The 25,965-nt window shown below is 65.5% G+C and carries 23 protein-coding genes; 8 read left to right on the forward strand and 15 right to left on the reverse strand.

Features of this window, described 5'->3' with window-relative positions; translation table 11 throughout:
- From JOZ06_RS18525 to JOZ06_RS18550, 6 genes are all read right to left on the reverse strand, one after another.
- On the reverse strand, positions 1 to 1,554 hold a 1,554-nt coding region (locus tag JOZ06_RS18525; protein WP_293235156.1), incomplete at its 3' end, for a methyl-accepting chemotaxis protein.
- A gap of 166 nt (positions 1,555 to 1,720) precedes the next feature.
- Positions 1,721 to 3,868, reverse strand: coding sequence for an EAL domain-containing protein (locus tag JOZ06_RS18530; protein ID WP_293235158.1), 2,148 nt, complete (start codon positions 3,866 to 3,868; stop codon positions 1,721 to 1,723).
- Positions 3,869 to 4,010: 142 nt separating this feature from the next.
- A complete protein-coding gene (locus JOZ06_RS18535) occupies positions 4,011 to 5,894 on the reverse strand; it encodes a methyl-accepting chemotaxis protein (RefSeq protein WP_293235160.1) in 1,884 nt (627 codons plus the stop codon).
- A gap of 356 nt (positions 5,895 to 6,250) precedes the next feature.
- Positions 6,251 to 7,396: an alpha-hydroxy acid oxidase gene (locus JOZ06_RS18540; RefSeq protein ID WP_293235162.1), complete on the reverse strand. Its 1,146-nt coding sequence runs from the start codon at positions 7,394 to 7,396 to the stop codon at positions 6,251 to 6,253.
- Between the two features lie 75 nt (positions 7,397 to 7,471).
- Positions 7,472 to 8,017, reverse strand: a complete 546-nt coding sequence (locus JOZ06_RS18545; protein WP_293235164.1) for a TetR/AcrR family transcriptional regulator — start codon at positions 8,015 to 8,017, stop codon at positions 7,472 to 7,474.
- Entirely contained in the window at positions 8,014 to 8,553 is a 540-nt protein-coding gene (locus JOZ06_RS18550; protein ID WP_293235166.1) for a carboxymuconolactone decarboxylase family protein, read from the reverse strand. The genes JOZ06_RS18545 and JOZ06_RS18550 overlap by 4 nt, the downstream gene beginning before the upstream one ends.
- Before the next feature lie 148 nt (positions 8,554 to 8,701).
- Here JOZ06_RS18550 and JOZ06_RS18555 point away from each other — a divergent pair, with 148 nt between their 5' ends.
- Both JOZ06_RS18555 and JOZ06_RS18560 read left to right on the forward strand, forming a co-directional pair.
- Positions 8,702 to 9,556: an AraC family transcriptional regulator gene (locus JOZ06_RS18555; RefSeq protein WP_293235168.1), complete on the forward strand. Its 855-nt coding sequence runs from the start codon at positions 8,702 to 8,704 to the stop codon at positions 9,554 to 9,556.
- A gap of 53 nt (positions 9,557 to 9,609) precedes the next feature.
- On the forward strand, positions 9,610 to 10,215 hold the full coding sequence (locus tag JOZ06_RS18560; protein WP_293235170.1) for a LysE family translocator: 606 nt from the start codon (positions 9,610 to 9,612) through the stop codon (positions 10,213 to 10,215).
- A 13-nt stretch (positions 10,216 to 10,228) separates the two neighbouring features.
- On the opposite strand, the gene JOZ06_RS18565 is transcribed toward JOZ06_RS18560, so the two are convergent.
- Both JOZ06_RS18565 and JOZ06_RS18570 read right to left on the reverse strand, forming a co-directional pair.
- Entirely contained in the window at positions 10,229 to 11,680 is a 1,452-nt protein-coding gene (locus tag JOZ06_RS18565) for a methyl-accepting chemotaxis protein (RefSeq protein ID WP_293235172.1), read from the reverse strand.
- Positions 11,655 to 12,173 (reverse strand): PAS domain-containing protein, encoded by a 519-nt coding sequence (locus JOZ06_RS18570; protein WP_293235174.1) that lies wholly within the window; start codon positions 12,171 to 12,173, stop codon positions 11,655 to 11,657. The genes JOZ06_RS18565 and JOZ06_RS18570 overlap by 26 nt, the downstream gene beginning before the upstream one ends.
- Before the next feature lie 197 nt (positions 12,174 to 12,370).
- Between JOZ06_RS18570 and JOZ06_RS18575 the strand changes: the two genes are divergently transcribed.
- Positions 12,371 to 13,243, forward strand: coding sequence for a DMT family transporter (locus JOZ06_RS18575; protein ID WP_293235176.1), 873 nt, complete (start codon positions 12,371 to 12,373; stop codon positions 13,241 to 13,243).
- 51 nt (positions 13,244 to 13,294) lie between these two features.
- Here JOZ06_RS18575 and JOZ06_RS18580 read toward each other — a convergent pair whose 3' ends face one another.
- The 7 genes from JOZ06_RS18580 to JOZ06_RS18610 all read right to left on the reverse strand — a co-directional run bounded on the left by JOZ06_RS18580 (position 13,295) and on the right by JOZ06_RS18610 (position 20,027).
- The gene (locus JOZ06_RS18580; RefSeq protein WP_293235178.1) at positions 13,295 to 13,672 is read right to left on the reverse strand and encodes an Hsp20/alpha crystallin family protein; all 378 of its coding nucleotides are present in this window, start codon (positions 13,670 to 13,672) and stop codon (positions 13,295 to 13,297) included.
- A gap of 15 nt (positions 13,673 to 13,687) precedes the next feature.
- Complete coding sequence (locus JOZ06_RS18585) at positions 13,688 to 14,128, reverse strand: Hsp20/alpha crystallin family protein (RefSeq protein WP_293235180.1); 441 nt, start codon at positions 14,126 to 14,128, stop codon at positions 13,688 to 13,690.
- Between the two features lie 76 nt (positions 14,129 to 14,204).
- A complete protein-coding gene (locus JOZ06_RS18590) occupies positions 14,205 to 15,536 on the reverse strand; it encodes a hypothetical protein (protein ID WP_293235182.1) in 1,332 nt (443 codons plus the stop codon).
- A gap of 9 nt (positions 15,537 to 15,545) precedes the next feature.
- Positions 15,546 to 16,802 carry an MFS transporter gene (locus JOZ06_RS18595; protein ID WP_293235184.1) on the reverse strand — a complete coding sequence of 419 codons (1,257 nt, stop codon included), beginning with the start codon at positions 16,800 to 16,802 and terminating at the stop codon, positions 15,546 to 15,548.
- A complete protein-coding gene (locus JOZ06_RS18600; protein ID WP_293235186.1) occupies positions 16,799 to 17,812 on the reverse strand; it encodes a hypothetical protein in 1,014 nt (337 codons plus the stop codon). Before JOZ06_RS18600 ends, JOZ06_RS18595 begins: the two co-directional genes overlap by 4 nt.
- A gap of 15 nt (positions 17,813 to 17,827) precedes the next feature.
- A complete protein-coding gene (locus tag JOZ06_RS18605) occupies positions 17,828 to 19,006 on the reverse strand; it encodes an ATP-grasp domain-containing protein (RefSeq protein ID WP_293235188.1) in 1,179 nt (392 codons plus the stop codon).
- Positions 18,993 to 20,027: a cysteine synthase family protein gene (locus JOZ06_RS18610; protein ID WP_293235190.1), complete on the reverse strand. Its 1,035-nt coding sequence runs from the start codon at positions 20,025 to 20,027 to the stop codon at positions 18,993 to 18,995. The genes JOZ06_RS18605 and JOZ06_RS18610 overlap by 14 nt, the downstream gene beginning before the upstream one ends.
- 393 nt (positions 20,028 to 20,420) lie before the next feature.
- Between JOZ06_RS18610 and JOZ06_RS18615 the strand changes: the two genes are divergently transcribed.
- The 5 genes from JOZ06_RS18615 to JOZ06_RS18635 are packed head-to-tail and all read left to right on the forward strand — an operon-like array spanning position 20,421 to position 25,962.
- Positions 20,421 to 21,146, forward strand: coding sequence for a (5-formylfuran-3-yl)methyl phosphate synthase (locus JOZ06_RS18615; protein ID WP_293235192.1), 726 nt, complete (start codon positions 20,421 to 20,423; stop codon positions 21,144 to 21,146).
- A gap of 12 nt (positions 21,147 to 21,158) precedes the next feature.
- Complete coding sequence (locus tag JOZ06_RS18620; protein ID WP_293235194.1) at positions 21,159 to 21,983, forward strand: hypothetical protein; 825 nt, start codon at positions 21,159 to 21,161, stop codon at positions 21,981 to 21,983.
- 6 nt (positions 21,984 to 21,989) lie between these two features.
- Positions 21,990 to 23,978 (forward strand): asparagine synthase (glutamine-hydrolyzing), encoded by a 1,989-nt coding sequence (gene asnB, locus JOZ06_RS18625; protein ID WP_293235196.1) that lies wholly within the window; start codon positions 21,990 to 21,992, stop codon positions 23,976 to 23,978.
- 19 nt (positions 23,979 to 23,997) lie between these two features.
- Positions 23,998 to 25,170, forward strand: a complete 1,173-nt coding sequence (locus tag JOZ06_RS18630) for a polyprenyl synthetase family protein (protein ID WP_293235198.1) — start codon at positions 23,998 to 24,000, stop codon at positions 25,168 to 25,170.
- A gap of 12 nt (positions 25,171 to 25,182) precedes the next feature.
- Positions 25,183 to 25,962, forward strand: a complete 780-nt coding sequence (locus JOZ06_RS18635) for an HAD hydrolase-like protein (RefSeq protein ID WP_293235200.1) — start codon at positions 25,183 to 25,185, stop codon at positions 25,960 to 25,962.
- Positions 25,963 to 25,965 lie beyond the last annotated feature (3 nt).

Here is a 25,965-nt window from a genome sequence, read left to right on the forward strand (position 1 = left end):
GCTTTCGGCGGTTTGCTTGGCCGCCGCGCTCGATTGCTCCGACATCTGCGCCGTGTGTTCGACCTGGACGGCGATGCTGTTGCTCGCGCCGCCTTGCTGCTGGATGGCGGCCGAGATCTCGCTGATGTTTTGCGCCGCTTGGGCGGCATTGCCGCCGATCTGCTGAATGGCGTTGTTGGCCTCGTCGGCGCGGTCGACGCTGGTGGCCACCAGCTGCTCGGCCGAGCCCATCTCGCCGGCGGTTTCCTTGGCGCGCGTCATCATGGTCTCGATGGTGGCGGAGATCTCCTGGGTCGAGCGCGCGGTACGCTCGGCGAGTTTGCGCACCTCGTCGGCCACGACCGCGAAGCCGCGGCCTTGCTCGCCGGCGCGCGCCGCCTCGATGGCGGCGTTCAAGGCCAGGAGATTGGTCTGGTCGGCGATGTCGCGGATCACGTTGATCACCGTGCCGACTTGGCCGCTGTCGGTTTCCAGCTGCTGGATGCGGTTGGCCGATTGCTTGACCATGTTGGAGATGCGGTGGATGTCGTCGATGGTCTGGCGGATCACGGTCGAGCCGGAGTCGACCAGGTCCTTGGCGGACACGGCGCCGCCATGGGTGACTTTCGCCTGTTCGGCCACGTGGTTGATGCTCACCGTCATTTGCTCGATGGTGGCGGCCATGCTGGACGAGGCCTCGCTCTGTGCCGAAGCGGCAGTCGACACTTGACCGGCGGTCTCGGTCAATTGCCGCGAGGCGCTGCCGACTTCCTCGGCGATGCCGCGCAATGCCTGAAAGCTGTGCTGCAGCTTGTCGAGCAGCTGGTTCAAGGCTTGCGCCGCTTGGCCGATTTCATCGTTGCGTTTGATCTCGACGCGGTGGCGGAAGTCCAACGATTCGCTGACCGCGACCAGGCCGCCGCGCATCTGTTCCAGCCCGCCGCGGATGGTGCGGTAGAGCTGAGCCGCCATGAGGCCGGTGATCACGAAGGCGGCAACGATGCTGGCGAATGACAGCAGGCGCGATTGGCTATAGGCGGCTTGGTTTTGCCGGCCGACCTGAGTGGCTTGGTCGATGTTGAACTTGTAATGATCGTCCAGCACTTTATAGACCACGGCCGCTTGCGGCACCGCGACTTGGCGCAAGGTGACGTCGGCCTCCGCGTGATTGCCTGCCGCCATCAATGCCGCGACCTTGTCGACCGCAGCGTGATACGGCGTCATGGCGGCCTTGTCGGCGTCGAGTAATTGGCGGTCGGCGTCGTTGATAATGTAGTGGGCTTGATAGTCGCCGATGGCGGCGTCGAAGTCGGCTTCAGACTTGGCGATGGCTTGTTTGGCGCCATCCAGTTGCGCCGGCGTCTGCGCCAGCATCAGGTCGCGCACGCCCAGACGCAGTCCGTTGAAACCGGCGCGGGCTCGGACCATGGCATCCAGACTGGGAAAGGTATTGGTAATTACGTACTGGAAGCGGTCTTGGGCTTGACCCAGTTGCCAGACGCCGTAGAAGCCGACCAATAGCACCGAAAGCAAGGCGACGGCAAGTGTTGTCATTAGTTTCTGGGTAATCGTCATGGCTGCGTCTCCATCAGCAGGGCGGGAGAAGCGGACGACGCCCCACGCGTTGCCCGGACCGCTCTCTTGATGCTTAGACGAGGGTCGGACATCCGTCCAGGGCTAAGATTTATTCTTTATGTATAAAGATGACAAATGGAAAGCTATTTGGCGTAAATGGCGCGTATCAGGGGACCATGTAGGGTGCCTCGGCCAGCAAAGCTTCCAGCGCGCGCGGCGGCAGTGGCTTGCTGAAGAAATAACCCTGCGCAATATCGCCGCCGATTTGCTTGAGGAAGGCCACCTGCTCGGCGCGCTCGACGCCCTCGCCGATGACTTGGGCGCCCATCGCGTGTCCAAGGGCGACGATCATCTTGACCAGGTTGCTGCTTTGCGGGTCTTCCGGCACGCCGTCGAAGAATTGCCGGTCGATTTTCAGACGCACCGCCGGAAAGCGGCGCAAGTAACTAAAGGAGGCGTAGCCGGTGCCGAAGTCGTCGATGGCGAGCGACACGCCCATGCGCTGCAGCGAGGAAAGGTTGAATTCCAATTCTGGCGCACTGTCGGCGGCAATGTTTTCGGTCAGTTCCAGCTCGATGGCGTCGGCGGGCAGGTGATGCCGCTTGAGCGCGGCGGCAACGATATGATGAAACCCCGGCGTTTCCATCTGCCGCACCGATACGTTGACGGCGATGAATAGCGCCGGCGCATAACGGCGGCGCCATAGCGCGATCTGCGCGCAGGCTTCGTCCAGCACCCAGGCGCCGAGCGAGTTGATCAAGGCGTCGTCTTCTTCCGCCAGCGGAATGAACACGCCTGGCGGAACGTCGCCATGCTGCGGGTGGGACCAGCGCAGCAGCGCCTCCATGCCGATGATGCGGCCGCTGCCGAGATCGACGAAGGGCTGGTAATTGAGCCGCAGCTGACCCAGGTCGAGCGCGTGGCGCAACGCCATCTGCAGCTGGCCTTGCTGGCGCCGCGCCTCGCTCAGGCCGCTATTGAACCGTACCCAGGCTTGCCGGCCTTGTCTGGCGGCTTGCTGCATCGCCGAGCCGGCCTGTTGCAGCAGTGTCTCGGCGTCGCCACCGTCGTCGGGAAACAGGCTGACGCCGATCTGGAAGCGCGGATGCAGCGTGAGTTCGTCGATCGTCAGCGGCTGCAACAGGTGATGCTGCAAGCGAGTGAGCCTGGCCGCGCGTTCCGTGTCGCTGTTGCTTTGCAACCAGAGCGCGAAGCGCGCTTCTCCCAGCCGCGCCACCATCTCTCCCGCCAGGATCTCGCCGTCCAAGCGGGCGGCAAGACCGGTGATCAGCCGCTCGCTCACACGTGGACCATAGGTTTCGGCCACTTGCGCCAGGTTGGCGAGCGTCAGCAGCACGCAGGCGCCCGGGTGCGATGCGGCGGTGACGGTGTCCAAATGCTGGCGCAGTTTGTGTCGGTTCGGCAGTCCGGTGGCGTGGTCGTGGTAGGACAGGCGCGAGAGTTCGCCCTCGGCGCGCTGCAAGCGGCGTGCCTGGCGGTTCAATAAGGCGCCGACGCCGATCAACGACAGGCAAAGAATGATGGCGCCCGGCAATAGCCGGATCAGCAACGCGTCGCCGGGCGGCGTAAAGTCCCAACTCAGCCAGGCGACCGGCCTGCCGTCGTGGTCGGTCACCGGCTGGCTCATCCGCGCCGGGTTGGTTTCGGGCGCGAACAGCACCTGTGGATCGCGGATCAGATAACTGGTCGACAGGCTATGCAGCAGCGGCGCGTCCAGGTCGCGGGCGAACAGCAATAGCTTGGCATGTTGCGGCGGAATCTCGCCCTGTTCGCTTTCCACCGGTTGGATGGCGGTGAAATACAGCCGCGGGGAACGGTCGTGTTTGCCAAGTGTTTCGCGCAGTGCCAGGGCGGAGAATCTGGCTTTTTGGTGGGGCGCGCGCATGGCGGCATCGATCCAGCGCCAGTCCTCATCGGATAGGGGCAGCGCGTGCGACGGATCGGCCAGCACTTGGCCGAATTTGATTGCATACACGACCTTGCGCTCGGCGGGATCGAGCAAGAGCGCGATATCGACGTCCAGGTTGGTATAGATCGACGGGGTCAGGTTTTGCGACAGCCAGCGGTAGTCAGGATGGGTGCGGCTGACGCTGTCCTTGAACTCATTCCATACCGCATAGTCGCTCAGCGTTTTGCCTAGCGCGTCGGCCTGTTCGCGCAGGCCGGCGGCGACTTGATGCTGCAGCAGCATGCGGAATTCACGGTTTTCGTGCGCGGCGGAATTGGCCAATAGCCCGCCCACGCCGAACACGCCAATCAGCAGCAAGGCGGTGAGCAGCGCGGTCTGGTTCACCAGAAACCTGTGCCAGCTACTTCTGACCCAGGCCTTACATGATGCGAAGTGCTGATTCATGTTTGCAGGGTACGGGATCGGCCGGGAAAAATCGACTTTTCCTTAGGCCCGGCGCGCCATCGCCGGGCCGGATGCCGAGACGTTATAGCTTGAAGTGGCTGAATTTGGCGTGCAGCCCCTCGACGCTGCTGTTGAGTTCACCCACCACCGCGGCGGCATGTTGCAGTAGCGAATCGGAATTCTGCATGCGCCCGGTGATCTTTTCCGCGCTTTGCGCCATGGCCGTGGTGGCGGCCAGCTGCTCGCGGGTCGATAGCGCGATTTCGTCCATCTTGTTCATGACGGCGTCCATGTTTTCGCGGATGGAGCTGATCTTCTGCGCGGTGTTGTCCGATGCGTCGGCGCCGGAGCGCACGCTGTGCAACGTGTCCTCCATGTCGGTGACCGCGGCGTCGACCTCGTGATGGATGCCTTCGATCATGCCGGTGATCTGTACGGTCGCTTGTGCCGTACGCTCGGCGAGCTTGCGCACCTCGTCGGCCACGACGGCGAAGCCGCGTCCTTGTTCGCCGGCCCGTGCCGCTTCGATCGCCGCGTTCAGCGCCAGCAAGTTGGTCTGGTCGGCGATGTCCTTGATGACATTGATGATGCCGCTGATCTCCTGCGACCGTTCGCTCAAGCGGTCGAGCAGCGACGACAGTTCCTCGACGTCGTGCGCGGAGCTGGCCACTTCGCGGGCGACGTCCTTGACCGTTTCGCTCGACTCGGAGGACAGCGTGCCGGTGTCCTTGACCAGCCCATTGGCGTCGTTGGTGTTGTCGGCGATGTGCGAGATGCTGACGGTGATTTCCTCGATGGCGGCGGCGTTTTCCGAAACCAGGGCCGACAGCGATTGCGAGTCGGTGGCGACGTCCGACAACATGCCGGTGACGCGCTGCATGCCGGTCGCCAATTGATCGGCTTCTTGCCGCACTTCTTGGAACATGGTGCGCAGCGTGCCTTGGAAGCGGTTGAAGGCGCGGGCGGTACGGGCGATTTCATCCTCGCCGGTCAGTTCGATCTGGCGCGTCAGGTCGCCGCCGCCCTGGGCGATCTCGTTCATCATGTCATGCACCCGCTTGAGGCCGGAGAGCATGCGATTGATGCGCAGACTGGCGAACGGCAGGATCAGCACCAGTAAGATCACGAAGGTCAATATCGCGCGCCATAGCAAGCCCGACAGCGGCGCCAGCGCGGTGCCCTTGTCGATCACCAACACCAGATACATGCCGGCGTCGGGGATCTCCTGCGCATAGACGAAACTGGTCACGCCATTGACGCTGGCCTCTTGCAATTTGCCGCTGCCGGCGAGCCCGGCGAGCGCAGCGGCGCTGAAGGCCGGCGACAGATCGCTGGCCGGCTTGGTCACGCGGTCGGCGTCCTTGTGCACCAGCACCGAACCGTCCTTGCCGACCAGCAACGCGTAGCCGTTACCCGGTAAGTCGATGCTCAATACGCTCTTGACGATGTCGTCGAGCAGCACGTCGGTGCCGAACACGCCGATGAAGGCGCCGTTCTTATGGACCGGGGCGACGAAAGAGATCACCAGCTTGTGCGTCGACATGTCGACATAGGGCGGGGTCATCACCGTGCCGGCGGCGTTGACGCTGTCTTTGTACCACGGCCGTCCGGTCGGGTCGTAACCGGCCGGCAGCGCCATGTCGTGGTCGGTCAGCATGCGCTTATCGGCCATGCCGATGTAGGCCGCCGCGAATTGGCCGGACTGCGCGGTCTGCACCAGCGCCGGATGCGGGTCGGGCGCCGCCGCCACCGCCGCCGCGCCCGCGGTGGAAATCGCTTTGCGCACGGCGATCCAGTTTTGAATCAGTTTTGTACTGTCCCCCGCTGCGCCGGTAATGCTGGTCGTCAGTTGGACATCGATCAGATTGCTGCGCATTTGTAGATAACTGCCGATCGTTAGCGCCAACGCGATCAGCGTGCCCAGCAGCACAACGAATACGATCAGTCTTGCTCTGATGGTCTTCATTCTCTAAGTCCTTTATTTGTATATTATTTTTGTAGTTATTTGTCATGGTTGATTAAGTGTTCCCGCTTGAATGTCGCGAAACGAAAGGCCATATCCCTCCTTGAAATCGTTGGCTATAATAAAAGCTTGGCTTTTGGGTAAATATCTTTTTAAAACAATGTGTTACATCTTGTCTTAATCTAGCAATCCGCCTGCTTCAATAGCAACGCAAAATTGCGGGGATATTTGATTCAAGTCGTGTTTCCTGGGTTATTTGCCAGGGGGGCGGGTATTTCATCAAGAAAATTGCGATGGGCCGTGCATTGCGGTGCGAACGCGCGCCAGCCGGCGCGCGAGGCGAGTTTGATCGGAGGCGCTTAGCGGGGCGCTTGCCACAGGGCCTGGGGGCCGATCTGATCGATGTGGGTGAGGCCGCAGAGCGCCATGGTGGTATCCAATTCCTTGTGGAGGATCTCCAGGCACCGCTTGACGCCGGCTTCGCCTTGCGCGCCCAGGCCGTAAAGGAAGCTGCGGCCGATCAGCGTGCCGCGCGCGCCCAGCGCCAGCGCTTTGAGCACGTCCTGACCGCTGCGTATGCCGCCGTCCATCCACACTTCGATACGCTCTCCCACCGCGTCGACGATCGCCGGCAGCGCGGCGATCGACGAGGGCGCGCCATCCAGCTGCCGGCCGCCATGGTTGGACACCACCAAGGCGTCGGCGCCGCTGTCCGCGGCAAGGCGGGCGTCGTCGGGATCGAGTATGCCTTTGAGGATCAGCTTGCCGCCCCACTGCCGCTGGACCCACTCGATGTCGCGCCAGTTGAGCGACAGATCGAACTGTTCCGCGGTCCAGACGCTCAGCGAGCGCAAGTCGGTGACGTTCTTGGCATGGCCGACGATGTTGCCGAAGCTGCGATGCCGCGTGCCCAGCATGCCGAGGCACCAGCGCGGACGCGTGGCCAAGTGCAGCAGATTGGGCAACGTCAGCCGCGGCGGCGTCGTCAGGCCGTTTTTGATGTCTTTGTGACGCTGGCCGAGCATCTGCAAGTCGAGCGTCAGCATCAACGCGCTGCAGCCGGCGTCTTTGGCGCGCCGGATCAGGTCGGCCATGAAATCGCGGTCGCGCATCATATACAACTGGAACCAAAACGGCTGGCCCGTGGCGGCGGCGACGTCCTCGATCGAGCACACGCTCATGGTCGACAGCGTGAACGGCACTCCCATGGCCGCCGCGGCCCGCGCCGCCAGGATTTCGCCATCGGCGTGCTGCATGCCGGTGAGGCCGGTGGGCGCGAGCGCCAGCGGCATCGCCACTGCTTGGCCGATCATTTCCGTCGCGGTGCTGCGCCGGGTCAGATCGACCGCCACGCGTTGGCGCAGCCGGATGGCTTGCAGGTCGCGCTCGTTGGCGCGATAGGTGGACTCGGTCCACGAACCGCTGTCGGCATAATCGTAGAACATGCGCGGCACGCGCCGTTGCGCCAGGCGGCGCAGATCTTCGATACAAGTGATGACAGGCATGATGGGGTGTTTGAATGTGATCTATTTGGCATAAACCGTACACCCATTGCGCCCGTGGAACAACCCTTGTTACCGTCAGCCGGCCAATGCGTTCAACCAAGCCGTGCAGGCGCCGAGCGCCGGCTCGACCGGCTGTACCCGGCCCAAGGCAATGATGCCCTCATACAGCGCCAGCACCGCCGGCGCGATGGCGCCGTTCAGGCCTTCCTCCGTCAATATCCGGGCGAATAGCTGGGCAATCCATGCGTTGTGCCGCTGGGCCAGCGCGACGATCGCCGGGTTGCGGCTGAAAAACTCGGCGGCGGCATTATTGAACAGGCAGCCGTTGAAGCCAGGCGCTTGGCACTCGTTTCTCAGATCGTCGAAGATCGCCGCCAGCCGGGCCGCGCCGCGGCCACGGCCGGCGTCCGCCAGTTTGTCCAGTTGCCGCCGGGCCCGTTCGGCCGCCCGTTCCAGTACCGCCAGAATCAAATCGTCCTTGGTTTTGAAGTGATGGTAGAGCGTCGTCTTGGCAATGCCGGAGGCGGCTTGAATCGCATCCACACCGGTGGCGTGAAAGCCGTCGCGGTAAAACAGCGCCTCAGCCACGTCGAGCAGGGCGTCGCGTTTGGCGGCGCTCACTGCAGCGGCACGCGCGGGAAATCGATCTTGGGCTCGACGAGGTTGTTGAGCCAATTGCTGAAGCTGTTGATGCCGACCCAGGCGCAGATCTGTACCAGCAGCGCCTCGCCGAGCCCCGCCTGCCGGTAGGCGCGCCAGGTGCCGGCGGACAGACGGCCGCGCTGCTGCAGAATTTCCAGCGCCACATCCAGGATCAACTGATCGGTGGCGTCGTCGCATTGGCCTTGCTGAATCGCCAGGCACGCTGCCTTGTCGAGCCCGGCTTGGCCGGCGCTGAACGTATGGCCGCTGACGCAGTAGTGGCAGCCGTTGGCGTTGGCCACCGCGAGCGAAATCATTTCACGCTGCTTCACCGTCAGCAGGCAGCGGTCTTCGATGGCCTGTTCGAATGCCAGGTAGCCGTTGAGCGTGGCGCCGTCGATGGCAAGCCCGGCGTAGAAATTGGGAATGGCGCCATAGCGGTTTTTCAGTTCCTGCAAGACCGGCTTGGCGAGATCGTCGGCGGTTTCCAGCGTGCGCAAAGACAAGGGGGGCATCCGGGGCTCCAAAGATAAATGCTACAGATCGGTAGTGTGCGCGCCTTGGCGGGTGAAAACAATACAGATCAGTAGTTGTTGTGGCTTGCCAAACTAAATGGGTTATGAACGATAATGAGAACCATCCTGGCTGACGGGAGGCGCGGCGATGCGACAGCAAAACGGGATCGATCTGCAGCAAGACTGGATCGATTTGCAGCAAGATACCGATACCGGCATCGAAACCATTCAGGCGCATTTCGAAGGCCATGCCTACGATCCGCATTGGCACGACAGCTATCTGGTCGGCGTCACCCGCCAAGGCGTGCAGCAGTTTCATTGCCGGCGCAGCCGGCACCAGAGCACGCCCGGCAAGGTGTTTTTGCTCGAACCGGGCGAAATCCACGATGGCGAGGCGCCCGCACGCGGCGGCTTCACCTACTCGACGCTGTATCTCGATCCGGCGTGGCTGGATGGCGCCATGCGCGCCCAGTTCGACGAAACGCCCAGCCATTACCTGCTGACTTTCGGCAATACGCTGACCAGCGATGTCGTGTTGTCGCGCGCGATCGCCCACGCCTTCGCGGCGCTGCACGACCGCGACCCGCTCATCGTGCGCCAGGCGGCGCTGGACGCGCTGCTGGCGCGGCTGACCGCGCATGTGTATTGGCGGCAAAGGCCCGCCGCGGATCCCCGTCAGCCGGTGGTGGCGCGTCAGGCGCGAGACTATCTGCACGCGCATCTGGGGGATGAAGTGAGTCTGGACGACCTGACGCGCGTGACCGGCGTGGACCGTTTCCGGTTGACCCGGGCGTTCAAGGCCGCCTATGGCTTGGCGCCGCATGCCTATCTGATCCAGCTGCGGCTGGCGCGGGCGCGCGTCTTGCTCGCTCAGGGGGTGCCCCCGGCGCGGACGGCGGCCGACCTGGGCTTTGCCGATCAAAGCCATCTCGGCCGCTGGTTCCGCCGCGCCTATCGCCTGACGCCGGCACGTTATTTCCACTGCACAAATCTTCCAGACTGAGCGGCATCGGCGCACGACAATCGACGCTCATCCTGCGATTGCGGAGCGCCGCCATGACTCAGTTGCTGCCTTTCATGTTGTTCGCGTTCGTCGCCGCCATCACGCCCGGGCCGACCAATATTCTGGTACTGACGCACGGCGCGCGTTACGGCTGGGCTGCCGCTTGGCCGATCGTGCTGGGCGCGGGCGCCAGCGTGGCGGCGATGATCGGGTTCATGGGCATGGGGCTTGGCGAGGTGTTTTCCCGCTATCCGGGCATCCAGGCGGTCATGCTGTGGGCCGGCAGTATCTGGCTGAGTTATTTGGCCTGGCAGATTTATGCCAGTCCGGCCGAGGCGCTGGCGCCGCGCGCGGCGGACGAACCGACGCCCCGTTTAGGCTGGATCGGGGCGGCCGGTCTGCAACTCGTCAACCCGAAGGCTTGGATGATGGCGCTAGCCAGCGCGAGTCTGTTCACCGTGGCGGGGCCGGCGCGGCGCGAGCACGTGCTGCTGCTGGCGGTGATGTTCTTCCTCATCGCCCTGCCGTGCCTGGCCTGTTGGGCCTATCTCGGCATCGGCGCGGCACGGTTGCTCAACAGCGCGCGCCGGGTGAAACGGATGAACCAAGCGTTGGCGCTGATGCTGTTGCTCTCGGTGTGGTGGCGTTGGCTGCCCTGAGCCGGCACGGCGCTCAGCGTTTGGCCAGCATCAGCTGGTCGAGCTGCGCGAAGGCCTGTTGACTGGCCTGTTCCACCTGCTGGAATTGCTGCAGGATCTTTTGCTGCAAGTCGGGCCGGTCGACCCAATTATCCGCGGCAAGCACCATGGCCTGGTGCATGGCGTCGTGAATTTGCCGGTTGCTGGTCTCTAGCGACTGGAAGGCCGGCAGGTTTTGGTAAGCCGGCTGTTGCGCCGCCGCCTGGTACCAACTGGCGAAAAAGCCGTCCTCGGCGTTCTGCTGCGCGGTTTGACGCGCGTCCGCAGCCTGCTCGCCGCCGATCACGGCGATGTAGCCGTTCTGCTTGAACGACAAAATTTCCGCCTTGGCCTGCGAGGCGATGCAAATATCGTTGACGCGGTCGATATCCTGCATGGCCTGGCGCGCCCGCCCGGCATCCTCGGCAAAGCGCTGCTCGACGCCGGACAAGTGCGCTTCCGATTCGTGCGCCATCTGGCGCATGGCTTCACTGATCTGCACCACTTCGCGCGCGCGCTGCGCCAACGTGCCCATCGCGTGAGCGATGTCGCCGGAGGCGGCTTTGCTGCGCTCGGCCAGTTGACGCACGGCGTCGGCGACCACGGCGAAGCCGCGCCCCATCTCGCCCGCGCGCGCCGCCTCGATGGCGGCATTCAGCGCCAGCAGATTGGTTTGGTCGGCAATGTCGGAAATGACGGTGACGGCGGTGCCCACCTCATCGGCCAGCGTGCCGAACCCTTGCAGCGAGGCGTCGCTGCGATCGATTTGTTCGATCATGCGCGCCAGCGTCAGCACAATGTCCGAGATGAGGCGCTGGCTGTCGGCGGCGCCGTCGGCGTTGGCGTGCGACAGACGCGCCAACTGCTGCGTGGTGGCGGCGATGCCTTCCATATCGGAGACGGTGGTGGCCAGGTTGGCGCGCAGATTGTGCGTGTTGAGCGCGCCCAAGCGCGATAGCAGCGCGTTGCGGTGTTCGAGATCGGCGTTTTGCGCCAGGCTCGCGCAGGCGTTGCCGGTACGCTGCAGCACGGCGCGGAACATGCCGTGCAGTCCAACCGGCTGCACCTTGCGGAAAAATTGCCCGGCGCCGGCTTTGTCGATCACCGTCATCTGTTCGCGAAAGCAGGCTTCGAGCTGATCGAGCACCTGGTTGATGCGCCAGGCGACTTCGCTGAACTCGTCCTCGGGCGGAATGGCGGTGATGCGCGCCGATAATTGCCCCGCGGCGGCCTGTTGCGTGGTCTCCTTGATCTGGCGCAGCAGGCTATTGCCGCCGGCGCGCCCGCGCCCGCGCCATGCAATCAGCGCCAGCGCCAACAGCAGCAGGATCAGCAGGCCGGCATCGAAGCCGTGTTGCCACCACGCCCAGAGAAAGCCCGCGGCCTGCAGGCCGCCCAATAGCCACAGCGCCCCTCTGGGGCTAGAGCGAAAGGACAAGCTGTTCATAGCTGACCCCCTTCTGATCGAGCAGCGATTGCAGCAAGGCCATCGACGCCGCGCACGCGTCGCGCGGGCCGGCGCGCTGTTCCTCCGCCAGCATTTGCGCGTACAAGCCGGCGCAGATATCCACCGCCGGCCGCCGCGGACAACGGCGCACCGAGTAGTAGCCGACAATGCGGCCATGTTCGTCGTAGTCCGGCGTGACGTTGGCGAACACCCAGTAGAAGCCGCCATCCTTGGATAGATTCTTGACGTAGGCGAACACCTCTTGCCCGGTGACGATGGTGTCCCACAGCAACTTGAACACGCCGCGCGGCATATCGGGGTGACGGATGATGTTGTGCTGCTGGCCCAGCAATTCCTGCTCGCTGTAGCCGGAGAATTCGATGAACGTTTGGTTGCCGTAGGTAATGATGCCGCGCGGGTCGGTTTTGGAGACGATGAAGTCCTCCTCGCGCATCACCCTCTCGCGCAGGGTCGGCGGGGTCTTGTTTTTCACTGCTTATCCTTTTTAAGCTCGCAAAGCGAAATAGATATCGCTCTCAATTACAGTAGTACTTTGCACAAATAAAAGAAAAGGGTTCTGCGCCGACCGCCGGCCTTGCAATGCGCAATAAACGGAATGCGTTTTTTCACGCCAAGGCGATACTGGCAGGCATATCCACAGAGCGCTAAAGGTCCTTAAGGAGAAGCTTCATGGGGTTTTCGCACGTCATCCGTCTGCTGTCGCTATCCGCCATCTGGGGGGCGTCATTTTTATTCATGCGCATCGGCGCGCCGGTATTGGGGCCGGCCCTGCTGATCCAGATCCGGGTTGGGCTCGCGGCGCTGTTTCTGCTGGCGGTGGCGGCATGGCTGCGTCGCCCGCTGCCATTGGCCAGGCAGGGGCGCCATTTTCTGATGCTCGGGGGCTTCAATTCCGCGTTGCCGTTTCTGCTATTCGCCTTTGCCGCCCAAACGGTGTCGGCCTCGCTGTTGTCGGTGCTCAACGCCACCGCGCCGATCTGGGCGGCGCTGATCGGCGCGCTGTGGCAGAAAAAACGGCTCGCGCCCAAGGCTTTGCTCGGGCTCGCGCTGGGCGTGGCCGGCGTGGCGCTTCTGGCCGGCGGCGAGGCGCTGCGCCTGCCCGCCGGCGGCTGGCAGGCGATCGCGGCGGGCCTGGCGGCCGCCTGCAGCTACGGCATTGCCACGACCTACGCCAAGTCGGCGCCGGCGGTGGAGCCGTTCGCCAACGCGCACGGCAGCATGTGGGGCGCGACGCTGCTGCTGATGCCGCTGACCTTGGCCACGGCGCGGCCGATGGCGATGCCGCCGACGCTGGTATGGGCGTCGGTCTTGGCGTTGGGCGTGCTCTGCAGCGGCGTGGCTTACCTGCTGTACTTCCGGCTGGTGGCCGACCTGGGGGCCGCCCCGGCGTTGACGGTGACTTATCTGATTCCGCTGTTCGGCATTCTGTGGGGCGCGCTGTTGCTGGGCGAACCGGTCGGCTGGACGATGCTGGCCGGCGGCGCGCTGGTGTTGGCCGGCACCGCGCTGGTGACGGGGTTTACGCCCTGGCGGCGTGGCTGACTGGCCGCTGGACCCAAGGCCGCACAAGGTACGGCCTTGGGTTGTCGATGATTACGCTACCCGCACGGCTATCTTGCGCGGCTGTGCGTGCGCGGCCTTAGGTATGCGCAACGTCAGCACGCCCTGTTCGAACTCGGCGGTCACCCGTTCGGCATCCAGTTCTTTCGACAAGGTGAACACCCGGCGGTAGCGGGGAGAACCGACTTCGACATGGGTCGGCGCCATGTCCTCCGGCATGTTCAACTGCATGTCGCCTTCGATGATCAAGGTGTCGGTTTCGATCTGCAGCCGCAGCTTGTCTTTGGGTACGCCGGGCAGATCGGCAAGCAGCGTGATGCCGGCCGCGTCTTCGATCACGTTTACCGCAGGCAACAGCGCGGCATCGCGTTCGTCGCCGGAAGGCATGGGAGTCGTGTTTTGTTCATTCATCGCAAGCTCCTTTCACTATTGCACGGTGATACGGCGCGGCTGGGTCGCGGCCTGACGGCGAATGCTGATGTGTAAAACGCCATCGCGGTACTGCGCGTCGACGGCGTTGGCGTCGATGTCGTCCGGCAGCGCGACCACGCGGCGGAAGCGGCCGGTGAAGCATTCGTCGATGTGCAGGGTCGTGTTTTCGCCTTGCGCCGACGAGGCGGCTTTGCGTTCCCCGGCGATGGTCAGCACGCCCTTTTCCAATTGCACCTCGATGCCGGCCGGGTCAAGGCCTGGCGCGAAAGCATAGATCTCGACGGACTGAGGGCGGGTGCCGATGTTGAGCGCGGGAAAGCCTCCCCGGGAGAGGCCGCGGATGCTGGGCGACAGATCGGCGCTTTGCATCATTTCACGTTGGATTCGGTCCAGTTCCGCAAACAGGTTGCGGGGGAACAGGGATCGATAGAGCATGGTTGTTCCTCCTGTTGAAGAAAGGGTGCCGAAAGGCAGTATCCCGCTGTTTCATATGGGTTTGCCGCGAAAAAGTTCAAGTGCCGCCCATGACCCCCAGCGCGATGCCGTCCTCGGCGCCGTTGGCGGCGTTGATCACCGGCGTGGCCGCCTGCGCCGGCATTTGGCGCAGGTAGACGCCGGAAAAGCGGCCATCGAAGACGATCGGGCCGAGCGCGGTCAGGCAGGCCGGGCAATCGTCGCCCGCCAGTGCCGGCCGGACCCACAGGTCGGGCACGATTTGCTGGCAGACGTAGCCGCCGAGTTCGCTGGCGGCGGCCAGGCGCTGGCGCCATTCGGCCGCCGTCACTTGTTTGCCGATCACGATGCCCTTGCCGCCGTACTGGCTGGTTGGCTTGAGCACCAGCTGATCTTGGCCGGCCAGCGCGTCGGCCAGCGTCTCCGAACGCAAGCGGAATGTGGCCGGAATCGACCGCCGCAGCAGCTGCTGTTCTTCCGCCGTGAAAGCGTGAGCGAACGCGGGATCGCTCAGAATCTCGAAGTTGGCCTTGTGATCGAACAGCGCCGTCACCAGCGGCAGCACCAAGTCGACCTTGCCGTTCTGCTCCAGCGCCGACAGGTCGAGCAGGAGCGCGGCGGGCACGAAACGGCGCAGTTCGTCCCAGGTGAACATGGCGTAGACGGTATGGATACGCTCGGCGCCGGCATAGACGCCGTCGGCGCGTAGCGTCAGCTCGCCGATCAGGCCGCAGCGCACTTGGAAACCGGCTTGCTCGGCCATGTGAATGAAGTTGGCCCGGCCCGAATTGCTGTCGGCCGGATTGGCGCGCGCCTCGAAAATCACCGGCCGTGCCGCCTGAGCGGCGACCGGCGTGCGCGCGGCGAGCGCCTGCCGCCAGCGCGCGCCGGTGGGGGGCGCCGCGGCGTGCAAGCCCTGCGCGGCCAGATAGCGGCCGAACGCGCCGGCTTGAAAGGCCGTCAGATAGCGCTCCAGCATGCCCATGCCGCCGATGCACGAGGCAACGTTGATTTCGGTGGCGCGGAAGCCGGACGCGGTCGGCAGCATGTCGGGGCGGGCAAAGCAGGTCGCCTGCCGCAGGCGTTCGGCGCTGGCGAGCGGGGCGAGCAGCGCGCGCGCCGCCTCGTCCAGGCCGAGAAAATCCATCCATGGGCCGACCTGGCCGGCAAACACGCGCCAGGGCAGCGCCGACAGCAGGCGCACCAGCTCGGTGGCGCTGCGTTCGATCTCGGCAAAGCGGGCCGGCGACAGCACCATGGGCGGAAAGGCCAGCACGCGCTGCGGCCGCCGCAGCGTTTGCTTGATCTGCGCCGCCTCGGCGCGAAACGCCGCCGGGTGGGCGGCCACATACGCCGCACTCAGGCGCTGGAAGTTTTCATCGAGATACATATCGTCCTTTCATCCTTCGAGCGCTTCGTCGGGCCATGCGCCGCGCGGCGGCAGTTCGCGCGTCAATTTGAGCCCCACGGCGCCGAGCACGACGTAAACCAGCGCGGCGGCGGCCATCAACGCGTCGACGCCGATCAGACGCAGCAGCGACGGGGCGAGCAGCAGCGCCAATAGCAGGAACAGCCATTCGTAGAACATGCGGATGCGGAACACGCGCACCACTTGATGAGGTTCGAAGTGCGTCTGCATCAAGGTCGCCAGCGGAATCTGCGTGATCGGCGCACCGAGCGAGGCGATGGCGGCGAACAGCATGATGCCCGGTAGGCGGGTCGCCCAGGCCATGGCCAACAGCGCGACGCCGGATAGCACGCGCCCCAACGACATGGCCAGCACCGGACGTTTGATCGGCACTTCCGAAAACACCAGGTTGGACAGGACGTTGAACAGGCCATAGATGCCGATCACGTAGCCGAAGTAGCTGGAGTGCGCGGGATACGCGGCGTGGATGCGCAGCGCCACGCACACCACCAGACTGACGTACCAGCCGCCATTGCAGATGGCGTAGGCCAGTAAGTGGTAATGGATCGTCGGCTCTGCGCGCATCGCCTGCCAGCCGGCGAAAAAGTCGCGCGCCGTTTTGCCGATCAGCCCGGCGCGGCGATGCGTTGCCGGACGAACCGGCGTGTCGAGGCGCGTGCCGAGTGACAGAATCGCCAGCCCGGAAATCAGGAAGGTGATGGCGTTGAGCAGAAAGAAGGCATAGACCGGGACGCGCGCGAACAAGAAGGCGGCGAGCGCCGGGCCGATCACCCGTGCCACGCGGCGCACGACGTCGAATAGGCCATTGATGGCCTGCAGCAACGATGGACTGCGGGTGATGGCCGGGATGGTCGCTTGCAGCGCCGGATCGAACACCGGGCGGAAGTAGGAGACCAGCACGATGGTGACCGCCAGCACGGTCAACGGCACATCGCCGAAACCCAGCCACCAGACGAAGGGCAGCAGGGTGCCGGCCACGCGCACGAAATCGGACCACACCATCATGCGCCGGTTGGAGACGCCATCGGTCAGCGCGCCGGCGGTAAAGGTGGCGAAGAGCACGATGGCGGCTTGCAGGGCCACCAGATAGCTGGCCAGGTAGCCCAGCCGGTCGGTGGCGAGCCAGACGATGGCGAAGGCGTAGAACTCGGCGCCGATGCACGACAGTGTCAGTGCCGACCAGAGGCGACGGATCGCGCGGTCGCGCAAGACGGCGACGAGCTTCATAACGCCGCCTTGCCCCGTTCTCTGAGCGCCTTGAGTAGCAGCTGGATCGCCTCGTCGGATTGGTCGATGCCGGTGGCCTTGAGCGAATAGTTGAGCGCCCCGGGATTGACCAGGTTCAGCTCCAAGACATAGGGGTAGGCCAGGTCGAGGCCGGCGTAGTAAATGCCATAGGTCATCAAGCGCTGACCCAGCGCGCGGCAGAAGGCGCGTTCCGCCTCGTCCAGGGTCAAGCCGTCGTACTTGTTGCCCAGGGTGACGTTGGCGCGATGGTCGTCGTCATGGTGATAGCGGCGGAAGCCGCATAACGGTTCGCCGCCGACGATCAGCACGCGTTTTTCGTTTTCGGTGACGTTGGGCACGTAGGCCTGCATGGCGGCGTATTTGCGCGACAGGCCGATGGTGGCGCGGCCGTAGCGTTCGTAATTGGCGACTTCGTTGCCGGTGGCGGACTGAACGATGGCGCGGGCATTTCTCTCCGCCATGCCGACCAGAAACACATCGGCGCCGCATCCCTCGTTGGCGGGCTTGAGCACCCAGCGGCGCGCGCGGTCTTGTTCCAACTTGTCGAACAGGAAGCGGTAGTCGCTGACGACATAGGACTCCGGCAGGTGCTCGGCCGGGATGGTTTCGGACAGCGTGATTTTGTTGTTCATGAACAAGAGGGCGCTGGCGTCGTTGACGAACGGTACGCGCTGATTGAGTACCCATAGCAGCTGAAAGGTCGACAAATAGAGATCGGGGTGGGGGCTAGCCAGCGACCAGACCAGATCGACGCCGTCCACCGGCCGGGGGTGCGATGGCAGGCTATTGAGGCTTTCGCCTTTCAGATAGACCGATTCGTCGACCTCGTGACACGCCGCCGTCACGTGCCGGTCGGCGATGGCCAGGGTTTCGATGTCGGCGACCCATACGCGCAGGCCGGCGCGCAACAGCGCGTTGGGGAGGATCAGATAATTGTCGAGCCGCAGTTGTTCGATGTGGGAGACAAGCACCAGGACGGTCTTTTTCATGCGAAACCCCATGAGTCAAATGGACAGGCCGTGCAAAAAGCGGTCGACCCGCTCGCGCGCCAGGCCGGCCTGATCGGCCACGGCGACGACGTGACCGAAGCGGTCGCGGAAATCGCCTTGGCGGCTGCCGCCATCGACGTCGGCGCGAGGGGGGTAGAGGGTGACCGCGCAATCGGGCGCCGGCGCGGCGATGCGCGCGGGGTCATGCTGTCCGCGCAGGAAAAAGCCGATGGCGGCGTGGTGTTGGCGTGGCGGACCAGGGCGACGCGCCGAGCCGGTGCAAAAGTCGATGCACCAGGCGATCAGGTCAATGCCCGTGGCCAGGCGGATCAATTCCGGGATGTAGCCGCCGGCCAGGCGCGGGTTGATTTCGATGATGCGTCCGCCGCCTTCGGCGCCAAGCCGCGCCTCGATGTGCACCGGTCCGCGCGCGAGGCCGAACAACGCCGCCGCGGCGCGCGCCAGATCGGCGAGCGCGCGCGTGGCCGCGGTGTCGAGCATGGCCGGGAAGTCATGGCCGACGGCGATGCAGGCCGGCGGCGGGCCGTAATACTGCCGGGTGAGGCCGATGACCTCGCCGTCGAAGAGCTCCACCGAGTACTGCGGCCCGGCGATATGGCTTTCCACCAGATAGCGTCCATCCGGTATGTCGGCGAGTTGGCGGGCGACGTCGCGCCGCATGGCGGCGCGCGTGCGGTAGACGCGCACGCCGACGCTGCCGGAGCCGGAAACGGGTTTGACCACCAGCGGAAAGCCGATGTCGTCCGCGGCGGCCAATGCTTGCTTGGCGTCGGCGACGACGCGGTAGGGGACGGGGCTCAGGCCGCTGCTATTGAGCAGAAGGCGCTGATAGGCCTTGTCTCGGCAGGCGGCGATGGCGTCGTGCGCCAGGCAAGGCAGCCCCAGCTGTTGGGCCAGCCGGCTCGCGGCGCCGATGGCGTATTCCGAGGCGGACCAGACGCCCGCGACCGGCGCGCCCAAATCGCACGCCAAGCGCAGCAGCCGGGCATCGTCGCCGGTGTCGACGTGGTGCAACGTCAGCGGCTTGGCGGACAAGAACGGATATTTATCCGGCGCGCGGGTGAAAAAGTGCACGGCGTAGCCGCGTTCGATCAGCCGGTCGACGAACATTTCGCCGGTGCCGGTGGTATTGCTCTCCACCAGCACCACCACTGGGCGGTCAGCGCGGGCCATGGCGCCGGTTCCAGTGATAATGCGACCAGTAGGTCAATTCATCCGCCGGCGCCCGCACGGCGATGGGCGCCAAAGCGCGGAAGTCGACCTCGCGCCAATGCGGCAGCGTCTTGACCCAGTCGTCGTTGTAGACCGTGTCGAAGTAGCGGTGGCCTTCGTCGGGAAACAGCGTGACCACCGTCTGGTCGGGGTGCTGGCGGGCATACCAGTCGGCCACCAGAAACGCCGCGCCGCTGGTGCCGCCCATGAACAGGCCATGCTCCTTATACAGCGCGCGGCAGGCCAGATAGGCCTCGGCCGCCGATACCCAATGCACTTCGTCGAATTCCTCGTAGCGGATGTTCGCGGGAATCAGGCTGTTGCCCAGCCCGCGCAACAGGCGTTTGCCGTTTGGGTGGCCAAACAGCACGCTGTAATGCGTGTCGACGCCGATGACGCGCAGCGCGCGCCGATGTTGGCGCAGGCCGATCGCGGTGCCGCACACCGAGCCGCCGGTGCCGACCGTGCCGATGAGCGCGTCGATGCCCGGCAACGCCGCCAGGAGGTGATCGGCGACCAGACGGTAGGAATCCATATTGCCGAGATTGAAGTATTGCTCGGTCCAGAATGCGCCGTCCGTCTGCTGGATTTGTTTGACGCGCTCAAGCCTGGCCCGCTGCGGCCCCTCGCGCTCTTCAATGAGGCGGTCGATGCGTTCGACGCGCGCGCCAAGCGTCGCGAGCCGGGCGGCGAGATAGGCGTCGATGGCGGAGTCGCCCACCAGCGTCAACGCATAGCCGCGCCGCGCGCAGAGGATGGCGAGCGCCAGGCCGAATGTGCCCGAGGTGCTCTCGACGATGGCCGCGCCGGGCCGCAGGTCGCCGCGTCGTTCGGCGTTATCGAGAATGATGCGTGCCGGCAGCAGCTTCATCAGGGGGAAGGCCGCGCCGAACAGGTTGTCGCGCAATTGGACGATCCTCGGCAGTTCGTCGATGGCGTCATGATGGATGCCGTGCTCGGCTTCCCACCCGGTGTGCCCCATTGGTCGCCTCCTCGCTTGCTTGCTGGTAGTGCGGGGAGGGAGCGTAAACTTATTATCAATAATTAAGAATTGAACAATATTACAGTTGCATTTCGCGTCGTCCCCTTCCGCCTTGCCTTCGCGGCTTATTCACGTTGTCGCCGTCGTCATTTTTCGTTGCGAAAGACGGATTCAGTCATGACGCGCGCTCTTTTCGGCGCGTGGTGCCCTCCGCCGCAATGACAGTTTCATTCGCATATATTCCACCGTAATGTAGTTTCACCCGCATCGCATAAATATTGTTTTTGCGATTTTCTTTTGTCATAGATGACGATGGCGCGGGAGACGGCATTACCGGGGCAGGCCGCCGCTGGCGGCTGCCGAGTGGTTCAACGAGACTCCAAGGGGCATCGAATGAAGGTTCTGATCAGTCCTATCAGTACGGCGGAAGCGGTTGTGGCCTGGCAGTGCGGCACCAACATCATCGACATCAAGAACATCCATGAAGGATCGCTGGGCGCCAGCTTTCCCTGGATCATCCGCGAGGTGATCGGGCGCATCAACGATCCGAAAGTCGTGTTCAGCGCCACGCTGGGCGATTTGCCGCATAAGCCGGGCACCGCCTCGCTTGCGGCGCTGGGCGCGGTCAGCTGCGGCGTCAAATACGTCAAGGCCGGCCTGCATGGCTCGCAAAACGTGGCCGAGGGCGTGGAATTGATGCGCTCGGTGGTGCGCACCTGCAAGGACCACGACCCGAACGTGACCGTGGTGACCGCCGGCTATGCCGACTATCGCCGCTTCGGCGGCTTGTCGCCCAAACAGCTGGTGGAGATCGCCGCCACGGCCAAGTCGGACATGGTGATGGTCGACACCTATATCAAGGACGGCAAGACGCTGTTCGATTCACTGTCCGAGGATCAGCTCGCCGAGTTCGTCCGCCTGGCGCATGACCATGGCCTGAAGGTGGCGCTGGCGGGCTCCGTGCGCGCCGAACATCTGCCGGTGCTGGCGCGCGTCGGCGCCGATGTGGTCGGCGTGCGCGGCGCGGTGTGCGGCGGCTACGATCGTGGCACCTCGATCGATCCGGGCAAGGCCGAGCAGTTCATCAAGGCGGCCAATGCCATCGCCGTGGCAGCCTAAGGCGGGCCGATCGTGAGCCGAATCCTGCGCGCGCCGCCACCGCTCGAAACCGGTTGCGCGGTGGTGAAACTGGGCGGCGGCCTGATCACGGTCGATGGGGCCGACGGGCCGCGCGCCGACCGGGTATTGCTGCTTGAGCGCGCGCGGGAGTTGGCCGCCGCCGGCCGGCCGTTGGTGCTGGTGCATGGCACCGGCGCCTTCGGCAAGCCGCCGGCGCGCCACTACGGCTATTTGGATGGTCGTCTGGCGCGGGGCCGGGCCGACGTGGTCGCGCGTGTTTCGCGCGATCTGGCCAGGCTGGAGCTCGATGTGGTCGATTGCCTGGAGCAGGGCGGCTTGCGCCCATTGCGCTTGCCGGCCCTGGCGCTGTTTAGCGCCCAAAACGGCCTGGCGGCGGCGCTGGATTGCCGCATGGTGGCCGATTTGCTGCGTCACGGCATCACGCCGGTGATCGGTGGCAATTTCGTGCTCGACGGCGAGGGTTTTGCCGTTTGCTCCAGCGACATCATCGCCGTGGACGTGGCGTTGGCCCTGCGCGCCGCCTGCCTGGTGCTGGCCACGCGGGCGCGCGGCGTTTACCGCGACTACGGCCAAAGCGAGGCGATCTACCCGCAGTTGACGCCGGAAGACGGCGAGGCGCTGGCGGGCATCGGCCGCGCCGGACTCGACGTCAGCGGCGGCATGCGCGCCAAGGTCGTCAATGGGCTGCGCGCCGCGGGCCACGGCATCGCCACCTTCGTGGTCGACGGCCGCTTGCCGGGCAACCTGGCCAAGACGCTGTCCGGCGCGCCGGACAGCGGGACCCGGCTGCTGGCGTCGGCCGGGATAGGGGGGTAGGCCGGCATGTGCGGCATTGCGGGGGCCTGGCTGCCCAGGGCGGCCACCATGGACGATGTGGCCGAAGCGCGGCGCATGATCGCGCGCCAACAGCATCGCGGTCCGGACAGTTCGGCGGCCGTGGCGAGCGGTCAGATGGTTCTGGCCTCGGCACGGCTGGCGATCGTCGACGCCGAAGGCGGCGGACAGCCGTTTAGCGACGCGTCGGGCGCCGTGCAGGTGGTGTTCAACGGTGAAATCTACAATCACCACGCCTTGCGCGCCGCGTTGACGCGGGGCGGCTACCGTCTGCGCTCCGGCTGCGACGGCGAGGTGATCGCCCATTTATATCGCGAGCATGGCGCCGACTGTTTCAACGCGCTCGAGGGCCAGTTCGCCATCGCCCTGGCCGACCCGATGCGCGGCGTGCTCTATCTGGCGCGCGATCCGATGGGCATTTGTCCGCTGCATTGGGCATGGCATCGCGGCGCGCTCTATTTCAGTTCGGAAATCAAAGGCTTGTTCGAGGTGGCCGGTATGCCGCGCCAGGCGGAGCCGCGGGCGCTGCTGCAGCTCGCGCATTTCGGCACGGTGTGCGCGCCGTTGACGCCGTTTGCCGGCGTCAGGCAATTGCCGGCCGCCCATATGCTGTGTTGCCGCCAAGGCCGGACCATCGAGCGGCGTTATTGGTCGCTGACGTTTCCGTTGGCCGGCGAGCATGCCGCGCTGACCGAACGGCAAGCGGCGGATGGGGTGGCCGAACGGTTGCAGCGCGCGGTGGCGAGCCACGCGCAGGGGCAGTTCGCCGCCACGGGCTTCTTGAGCGGCGGCATCGATTCGGCGTTGATCGCCGCCCTGTTGCAGGCCGATGGCGCCGGGCCGCTGGCGGCGTTTTGCGCCACGTCCGAGCATCGGCATCTCGACGAGGGCGATGCCGCGCGCCATACCGCCTCCCGGCTGGGCGTGGCGCTCACGCCGATCGAAGTGGACGAGGCGGCCATCGCCCAGACGTTTCCGCGCTTGATCTGGCACGGCGAAACGCCGGTGATTTCCACCGAGGCGGCGGCGCTCCTGCGACTGGCCGAGGCGGCCTCGGGGCGCTCGAAAATCGTGTTGACCGGCGAGGGCGCCGACGAGGCCTTCGGCGGCTATCTGGCCTTTCGCCAGTACCGCCGCTTCGGCGCGTTGACCGCGCCGGGGCTCGCGCCGCTGCGCACGCTGGCGCGGCCGCTGTTCGCCGGCCATTACGGCAGCGCTTGCCTGTTGCCGGACGAGACGCGGCTTGACGCTTGGCGCGCGCACTTCGGCTGCGTGCCGGCGCAGGCGTACGAATGGGCGCTCTACGACGAGGTGCTGACGCCGCTGTTGGCGCCGCCGCTGCGCGCGCTGGCGGCGGCGGGCGGACATTGGGACGGTTTCGTTTTCGACGCCGAGGCCGTGCGCGGGCGCCACTGGCTCGACCGGTCGCTCGCGGTCGCCTACCAGGTGATGTTGCCCAACTACTTGCTGGGCACGCATGGCGACCGGATCTTCGCCGCCAATTCGGTGGAAGGACGCTATCCGTTCCTGGCGCGCGAACTGGTGGAATTCGCCGCCGCGTTGCCGCCGGCCTTCAAGCTGCGGCACGGGCGCGAGAAACACGTGCTGCGTCTGGCGGCCGAGCGCTGGCTGCCGCCGGAGATCGCCTGGCGCCGCAAAACCCGGTTCGTCATGCCCTTCGGCACGCCATTCGTCGGCGCGCATGCCGCGCCGCTCTACGCCGAGCTGCTGTCGCCGCAACGATTGGCGGAGTACGGCTATTTCGACCCGGCCCGGGTGGCGGCGCTGTTGGCCGCGCTGGCGGCGCCGCCGCAGACCGGCGGCAAGGCGCGACGTTATCTGCAACGGCTGGCGCTGGGCCTCGGCGCCACCTTCGTGGTCAGTACCCAGCTCTGGCATTACCTGTATCTGGCCGGCGGCGACGCCGACCATCCGCAAACGCCGCCACGGCGAGCCGGCCGGCCCGCGCTGGTTTGAATGGAGGAAACGCGCATTCATGAATGTCCATCGAGATTCCCCTCAACAGATGCCGGCAGCGCTCGAACGGCTCAGACAACGCATCGACGATTGTCTGGCCGCCGCGATCGCCGAGCAGGAGCAATGCGGCCCGGAACGCGATCATCCGCTGATCGGCCGCGTCTACCGCTGGCTGCGGCACTACCTCGATTGCGACGGCAAGCGCATGCACGGCATCGCCGTGCTGCTGGCGCACCGCGCCTGCGACGGCGACGAGGCCGCCATCGAGCCGGTGGCGGCGGCGCTGCAGCTGTATCACCACCACACGCTGGTGCATGACGACATCTACGACGAGGACAGCGCGCGTCGCGGCTGGCCGACCGTGCACCAAGCATTCGCCGATTGGTTCGGCGCGCGGCCCGGCGGCGCGGCCGGCGCCGGACGGGTGTTCGTCAACGGGCGCATGCGCCGCGGCGTCATTACCGCCTTTGCCTACGGCAAGGTCTGCCGGGCGCTGGCCGGCCGCTTGCTGCTCGGCAGCCGTTTTGACGCCGGCGCGCTGCTGGACGTGGCGCGCGCGCTGGAAGCGCACGAACTGTTCGACAATGCGGCGCAGCTGAAGGACGTGTTCCACGAAGGAGGCGCCATGCCGGCGCCCGAGGCCTGCCTCGACAACGCCCGGCTCAAGACCGGCCGGCTGTTCGAGCTATGCGCCTATGCCGGCGCGCGGCTGGCGGGCGCCGGTGTCGGCCGCCAGCAGGCGCTGGCGCGTTGGGCGGGATCGTCGGCGCTGGCCTACCAGCTGCAAGACGACTTGGCGGATCTGGACGCGGCCAGCGAAAAGGGGCAGGGCCGCGGCGTCGCCAGCGATCTGTTGCACTGCAAGCCGACCTATCTGTACGCGCTGGCCAAAATGCTGGCCGAGGGCGCCGACCGCGACGCGCTGTTCGCCTGGCAAGCCGGCAACCCGTCGGCGCTGGCGCACGGCGACATCATCGCCATCTTGCATCGCTGCGGCGCGGTCGAGGCATGCCGCGCCGAGGTGGCTCGCCACATCGAAGCGGCCAACGCGGCACTGATGTCGGCCCAGCCGGCGTTGCGTCCGGAATGGCTGTCGCTGCTTAGCCAGTTTTCCGCCTATTTCGTTTCGCGCGCCTACTGGCACCGGCCGCTGAGCCAAGGCGCGCGGCCGGTCTCGGCCCTGTTGGCCTGACGAGGAACCGCCATGTCCGACGCATTATTTTCTCCGCTGATTTTCGATCTGCATGGCGTGCTGCTCGGCCGCGCCGAACCGCCCGGCCATCTGCCGGCCGGCGAGGTGCTGGCGCAATTGCGCGCGGCCGGCCATGCGTTGCGTTTTTTGACCAATGCCAGCAGCGCCAGCCGGCGCGACGTGGCCGCGCAACTGGCCGAAGCCGGCGTCGAGGCCGCCGTGGACGAGGTGTACACCGCGGCCATGACGGTGGCGCATTTTCTGCGCGCCGACGGCCGGCCGCGCCGTGTCTATCTGGTCGGCTCGCCGGCGCTGGGCGAGGAGATCGAACGGACGTGCGGCGAGTTCGTCTCCTGGGTGGCGCCGGAGGAGGCCGACACCGTGGTGGTCGGCCGCGCGCCCGATTTGGACGAGGACACGTTGCGCCGGCTGGCGGCCGCGCCACGGCCGCTGCTGGTCGCCACATGCCGCGATGCGGCGTTTGCCGATGGCGCCGGCAGCCATGCCGGCCCGGGACAGACCGTCGTCAGGGTGGAGCGGGCGCTGGCCACGCAAGCGCTGGTGCTCGGCAAACCCAACCCGTACGTGCTGAGCGAGGTGATGGGCCTGTCGGCCATGCAACGGGCAAGCAGCGTGGTGATCGGCGATTCGCCGCGGCAGGACGTGGCGCTGGCGCACCTTGCCGGCACGCGCTCGGTGTTGCTGTCCTCGCCGGGCGCGGCGGCGGCCGGCCCGGCGCCGGATCATCGCATCGAGGCGCTCGACCAACTGCTTTCCCTACTGTGCAGGTGACCG

It is taken from the genome of Paludibacterium sp. (assembly GCF_019232825.1).
GTDB lineage: Bacteria > Pseudomonadota > Gammaproteobacteria > Burkholderiales > Chromobacteriaceae > Paludibacterium.